This is a genomic window from Campylobacter sp. P0085 (assembly GCF_002139495.1).
In the GTDB taxonomy this organism is placed as follows: Bacteria; Campylobacterota; Campylobacteria; order Campylobacterales; family Campylobacteraceae; genus Campylobacter; species Campylobacter devanensis.
The window spans coordinates 20742-25996 of the sequence record NZ_MJKB01000008.1 but is presented as its reverse complement, the minus strand read 5'-3'; the positions used below and the strand labels follow the sequence as shown (position 1 = coordinate 25996).

Sequence of the window (5255 nt, the reverse complement as noted above, 5' to 3'; positions counted from 1 at the left end):
GGTCTACAACTGTACCACCGACATTTGTAAAGATTTTAAATTCATTTCCAACCCTAATATCATATCCATAACTAGAAAGCCCATAGCTGACAACACCACGACCGATATTCTCTTCGCAAAATGGAGTTATCATTTTGTGTTCTAAGCTCATTTGGCGTATCCATTTATCGCTTTTTAAACCCATAAATTTCCCTTTATGCAAATTTATTTAATTATATTTTATATATAATTTTAAGTTAAAGCTAAGTATTATACAATCTAGTTAATTTTGAAATGCTTAAAAAGGAGAATAAATGAGCGGACGCAAAATTCTATCTCTTGTGATTTGTGTTTTAATCGCTGCGGTGTTTTTTGTTTTACCTACGCCACATGGTCTAGAAGACAATGCGTGGCATTTTTTGGGTTTATTTATAGCTGTCATTTTGGCTATCATTTTTGCCATTATGCCACTTGGTGCGATCTGTTTGATAGCGATCGCAATCGTCGCTATTACTGGAATCACGACGCCACAAAGCACTCTTAGACAAACTCAGATCAAGACACTTACTGCATTAGCAGACAAAGTTGATATTGATAAAATGGAGTTAAAAAAACAGATTTTAAACGCTAAAATTTTAGCTCTTAAAAATGCACTAAACGATCTAAAAATCGAGATAAACTCACAAAATGAAGGTGAAAATTTGCTAAAAGAATTATCAGCTTTGCATCTTAAAAACACGACAAAAACGGCAAATTCAAAGCTTTTAGATGGTAGTGAGATTTCTGTTTTAAATAGTATTGCGTTGAATAAATTTAGTCAAAAAGAAATAGACAAAAAAGTCAAAGCTGCTGAGTGGAAACTCAAAGCCAAAACCGGTATAAACGATGCTTTAAGTGGCTTTTCAAATGCGTTAATTTGGCTCATTGTTATTTCAATCATCGTAGCTAAAGGCATCATAAAAACAGGGCTTGGCGAAAGACTTGCATATTATTTTATCTCTATTTTTGGTAAAAAAACGCTTGGAATTGCCTATTCAATCGCACTTAGCGAGACGATTTTAGCACCAGTCACGCCGTCAAATACAGCTAGGGCTGGAGCTATCATAAATCCGATTGTTCAAGCGATCTCAAAAAGCTTCAAAAGTACGCCAGAAGATGGCACACAAAACAAAATCGGAACATATTTGTCACTTGTAAATTTTCAAGCAAATCCGATCAGCTCAGCAATGTTTATTACCGCAACTGCGCCAAATCCTTTGGTCGTAGATCTTGTCGCAAAAGCTACAAATTTAGATATTTCGATCAGCTGGATTCAGTGGGCTTTGGGTATGTTTGTGCCGGGAATTTTAGCGATGATGATTATGCCTTTGGTGATTTATTTTTTATCGCCACCAGAGATCAAATCCAGCCCAAATGCTAGAGCTTTTGCCAAAGAAAAACTTGCAGAACTAGGTGCTATGAAACGCGATGAAAAGATTATGTTTGGCGTATTTTTATTTTTACTTATACTTTGGGCTGGTGCATTTGGATTTTTGTTTGGAATCACGCTAAATGCCACAACTATCGCATTTTTAGGTCTTAGTGTCGTGTTGGTGACTGGTGTTTTGAGTTTTGATGAAATTTTAGCCCAAAAAGCCGCATGGAATACGCTTGTTTGGTTCTCTGCACTTGTTATGATGGCAACTATGCTTGGCAAACTTGAAGTAACGACATTTTTGGCTTCAAATTTACAACAATTAGCACTAAATTTAGGTCTTGGCGAGATTTCGATTATGCTATTTTTATCGGTTGCGTTTTTGTATTCACACTACTTTTTTGCTTCGACAACTGCACATATTTCGGCAATGTTTTTTGTATTTTATAGCGCAGGTCTTGCACTTGGTGCACCACCGCTTTTGTATGCATTTATTATGATTACAGCTGGAAATGTGATGATGGGTATAACACATTATGCTACAGGAACTGCACCGGTCATCTTTGGTACTAACTATGTTAGTCTAAAAAAATGGTGGGGCATTGGTTTTGTTATGTCGGTCGTAAATATGGTCGTGATGATTTTGGCCGGTTTGGTTTGGTGGAAAGTTTTAGGATTTTATTAAATTTATGGCAAAAGTATGCGTTTTTCATACTTTTGCTATGTTAAATATTGTTTTTTACTATAAAATAAAATTGGGGAGGGGATTGATGAAGTATGTTTCGTATGTTTTGACTTTCGCGTTTTTTGTAATGGTTTTGGCTAAGACCGCTAGAGTTTTCAAATTTTTTGACAAATTTTTCTATACTGCGATTTTCATCTTTTACACCCCAAATTCCCAAAGCATAGCTTGAGATAGCGACTAAAAGAACTGCAGCAAAAAGAACAATTAGCCCAAAAATAGGATCACGATATTCTATAAAAAAGAAATCCAAATGCTAAACCTAATAATCAAATTTAAAGACCATTATAGTAAATTCAAGGTATAATTTCGCTTATGATAAAATCAAGTAGTATAGAATATCATCTTTTTTTAAAAATATATTAAGAAATTAATAAAATAAATAAGTTACATTTTTAAGTAGTGACCAACAACTCTTGTCTTTTTGATTGGTGCGACAATAACGCACTATTTTTTATAAAAAATACTGATTGTAATATTTAATCAAATCAATTAAATTCATAAATTTAAATCAATAAGGAGATTTTTATGTTCCTAAACAAAAATATCATTTTATTGCTTTTAGGCCAAGGTTTTAGTGGAGCCGTTGTCTCTTTGCTAACTTTTAGTAGTAGATTAGCTGGAAAGTGGCTGCTTGATGATATTTTGTATGCTAAGGCTTGTCTGCATTGTTATAATAGTAGTTTTGCCTCGCTTCCTATCTCTGCTACGCTTTGCGGGGCTTTTATAGCTGTATTTTTTATCAAATTTAATGCAAAAATTTGGTAGAAAAAGGTATTTTTATATGCTTCTTTGATTGGTTGTTTGGGCGCTAGTTTTGCTATGTTTTCACTAGTGTCTGGGCTATTTTATCTATTTTGTTTTGCGACTTTTTTGCTCGGATTTTTTACTGCGCTCAATCAATTTTATAGATTTTTAGCTAATGAAGCTCTAAATTTAGCTACGCAAAATGACAAAAACAGAGCTACAGCCTTTGTCGTAGCAGGCGGGATAATGGGTGGTATTTTAGGACCAAATTTGGCAAACATCGGCACTTTGATATTTGATACACCTTTTGTTGGCTCATTTTTATTTGCGCTTTTGCTTTGTGCTATCAATTTTGCTATTACTCTGCCATTAACGCTTACTTCACCAAATACTAAAAAACAATCTCAAAAAGTCCCTTTACTAACTTGCTTAAAAGAGCCAAATTTTATTCTTGCTACGCTAGCTTGCGTTTTGGATTTGCATTTATGACGCTTATTATGAACGCAGCGCCGCTTGCGATGAGTGAATATAAATTTAGCTATGACGAAGCTAAAAGTGTGCTTGTGTGGCACTTCATAGCTATGTATGCACCAAGCTTATTTTTAGCGTTTTTTATGAAAAATTTAAGTCCGTTTAGGCTTATTTTACTTGGGATTTTGTTTTATTTAATTGCTGTTTTGGTAGCACTTTTTAGCGTGAGTTTTTGGGGATTTTGGGTGAGTTTAGTGCTTGTTGGTATCGGCTGGGCTTTTAGTTTTAATGGCGGAACATTTATGCTAAATGCCATAAACTCAGAGTATAAACTACGCTTACAAGGTCTAAATGCTATTAGCATTTTTGGAGCAAATTTGTTAGCAAGTTCTAGCGTAGGATTTGTGCTAGCAAATGGTGGTTGGAAAGTGCTAAATTTGATTTCTTTTAGATTTATAGTGATATTTTTATCTATTATTTTCGGACTTAAAAAGATATGAGTTATAAATATGAGTTAAATTAAAGTAAATAGTTGGTATAATCCCCTTTATGATAGAACCAAGTAGTATAGAAAATTTAAAAGCCATAATAGATATAAGCGATGTCATAAGTAGCTACATACCGCTGAAAAAATCAGGTGGAAACTTTGTGTGCGTATGTCCATTTCACAACGATAAAAACCCATCAATGAGCATAAGCCCTAGTAAAGGAATATTTCACTGTTTTGCTTGTAAAGCAAGTGGTGATGCTATCAAATTTATAATGGACTATGAAAAACTTGCAAATATGTATAACTTTACCCTGACTTATACGAAAGAACAAAATAGCCATAAAATAGATAAAAAAGTACTTGAAAATCTAAATTTACACTACAAAAGCCTACTTTACAAAAATCAGGAGGCACTAAACTATCTATATAATCGCAGTATAAATGACGCTATGATAGAGATCTGGGAGCTGGGCTGGGCTAGTGAGAATCAAAACACGCTAAATTGACTTCAAAATGAAAATATAGACAAGGAAGCAGCCCTACAAATAGGTGCGATAAAACAAAACGAACACTCAAAGGTTATTTTTGCAGAATTTGGACTTAAATAACTTAGAGTGGCTTTTAGCTCCTCTTATTTTGAGTGCTAAAACTCTATGTTTTTCTTTGGTGTTGTTTATAACTATAGGTATTTTACTGGCATATTTTTTGGCATTTTACAAGGGTAAATTTAAAACATTTTTTGAACTAGTTATAATGATTTTTCCACCTATTGCTACTGGATTTTTACTGCTTTACGTATTTGGTAGAAATAGCTAGTTTTTTAAATTTAGAGATAGTTTTTAGTTTCAAAGCTTTAGTTATAGCTTCATTTTTAGCAAGTCTACCGCTGTTTGTAAAGCCGATTCAAGCCACATTTGAGAATTTCCCAAAGATCTTATTGAAGTTGGCTTGAGTATTGGAAAAAAATAGGTTTGAGATAGCTGTTTTTATTATTTTTCCAAACATCATTGGCGATATTTAATGCGGTTTATGATGGCCAAAACGAAAAAGCTCTCATTCTTAGCTCATTTATGTTTTGGATGATAGATAGACTAAAACATACGCGAACTTTTGAAGTTTGATAAATTTGGATTATTTTGATTATCTTACGCTTAAATTTAGCGTATAAATCCAAATTTTAGATATTTTTTTTAAATTTAAACCAAATCTTTTACTCAAATTTGATAAAATGTAAAGTTAATTAAATTTTAGGAGAACTATTATGACAAGAGATGAGATTAAAGAGCTTATGAGCTTTTTTGATGAGACAAACATTAATAAAATTAAGATAAAAGATGGTGATTTCGTAATCGAGTTAGAAAAACACGAGCCATGCGAGCAAGTAGCCCCAGCCCCAGCTTGCCCTACAATCC

At 33.4% G+C, this 5255-nt stretch carries 6 protein-coding genes and 1 pseudogene; 5 read left to right on the top strand and 2 right to left on the bottom strand.

The window, feature by feature from the left end:
- Positions 1-184, bottom strand: a pseudogene (locus CIGNP85_RS08030) (dCTP deaminase); the annotation flags it as partial.
- Between the two features lie 109 nt (positions 185-293).
- Here CIGNP85_RS08030 and CIGNP85_RS08025 point away from each other — a divergent pair.
- Complete coding sequence (locus CIGNP85_RS08025) at positions 294-2078, top strand: DASS family sodium-coupled anion symporter (RefSeq protein WP_086287817.1); 1785 nt, start codon at positions 294-296, stop codon at positions 2076-2078.
- A gap of 40 nt (positions 2079-2118) precedes the next feature.
- On the opposite strand, the gene CIGNP85_RS08020 is transcribed toward CIGNP85_RS08025, so the two are convergent.
- Positions 2119-2388 (bottom strand): hypothetical protein, encoded by a 270-nt coding sequence (locus CIGNP85_RS08020; RefSeq protein WP_179187407.1) that lies wholly within the window; start codon positions 2386-2388, stop codon positions 2119-2121.
- A 275-nt stretch (positions 2389-2663) separates the two neighbouring features.
- On the opposite strand from CIGNP85_RS08020, the gene CIGNP85_RS08560 reads away from it, so the two are divergent.
- From CIGNP85_RS08560 to CIGNP85_RS08010, 4 genes are read left to right on the top strand one after another with little or no spacing between them, the layout of a single operon-like run.
- Positions 2664-2903 (top strand): hypothetical protein, encoded by a 240-nt coding sequence (locus CIGNP85_RS08560; protein ID WP_236845531.1) that lies wholly within the window; start codon positions 2664-2666, stop codon positions 2901-2903.
- Between the two features lie 54 nt (positions 2904-2957).
- Positions 2958-3371 (top strand): hypothetical protein, encoded by a 414-nt coding sequence (locus tag CIGNP85_RS08555; protein WP_236845618.1) that lies wholly within the window; start codon positions 2958-2960, stop codon positions 3369-3371.
- Complete coding sequence (locus CIGNP85_RS08550) at positions 3368-3853, top strand: hypothetical protein (protein WP_236845617.1); 486 nt, start codon at positions 3368-3370, stop codon at positions 3851-3853. The genes CIGNP85_RS08555 and CIGNP85_RS08550 overlap by 4 nt, the downstream gene beginning before the upstream one ends.
- 49 nt (positions 3854-3902) lie before the next feature.
- Positions 3903-4349 carry a CHC2 zinc finger domain-containing protein gene (locus CIGNP85_RS08010; protein ID WP_236845616.1) on the top strand — a complete coding sequence of 149 codons (447 nt, stop codon included), beginning with the start codon at positions 3903-3905 and terminating at the stop codon, positions 4347-4349.
- Positions 4350-5255 lie beyond the last annotated feature (906 nt).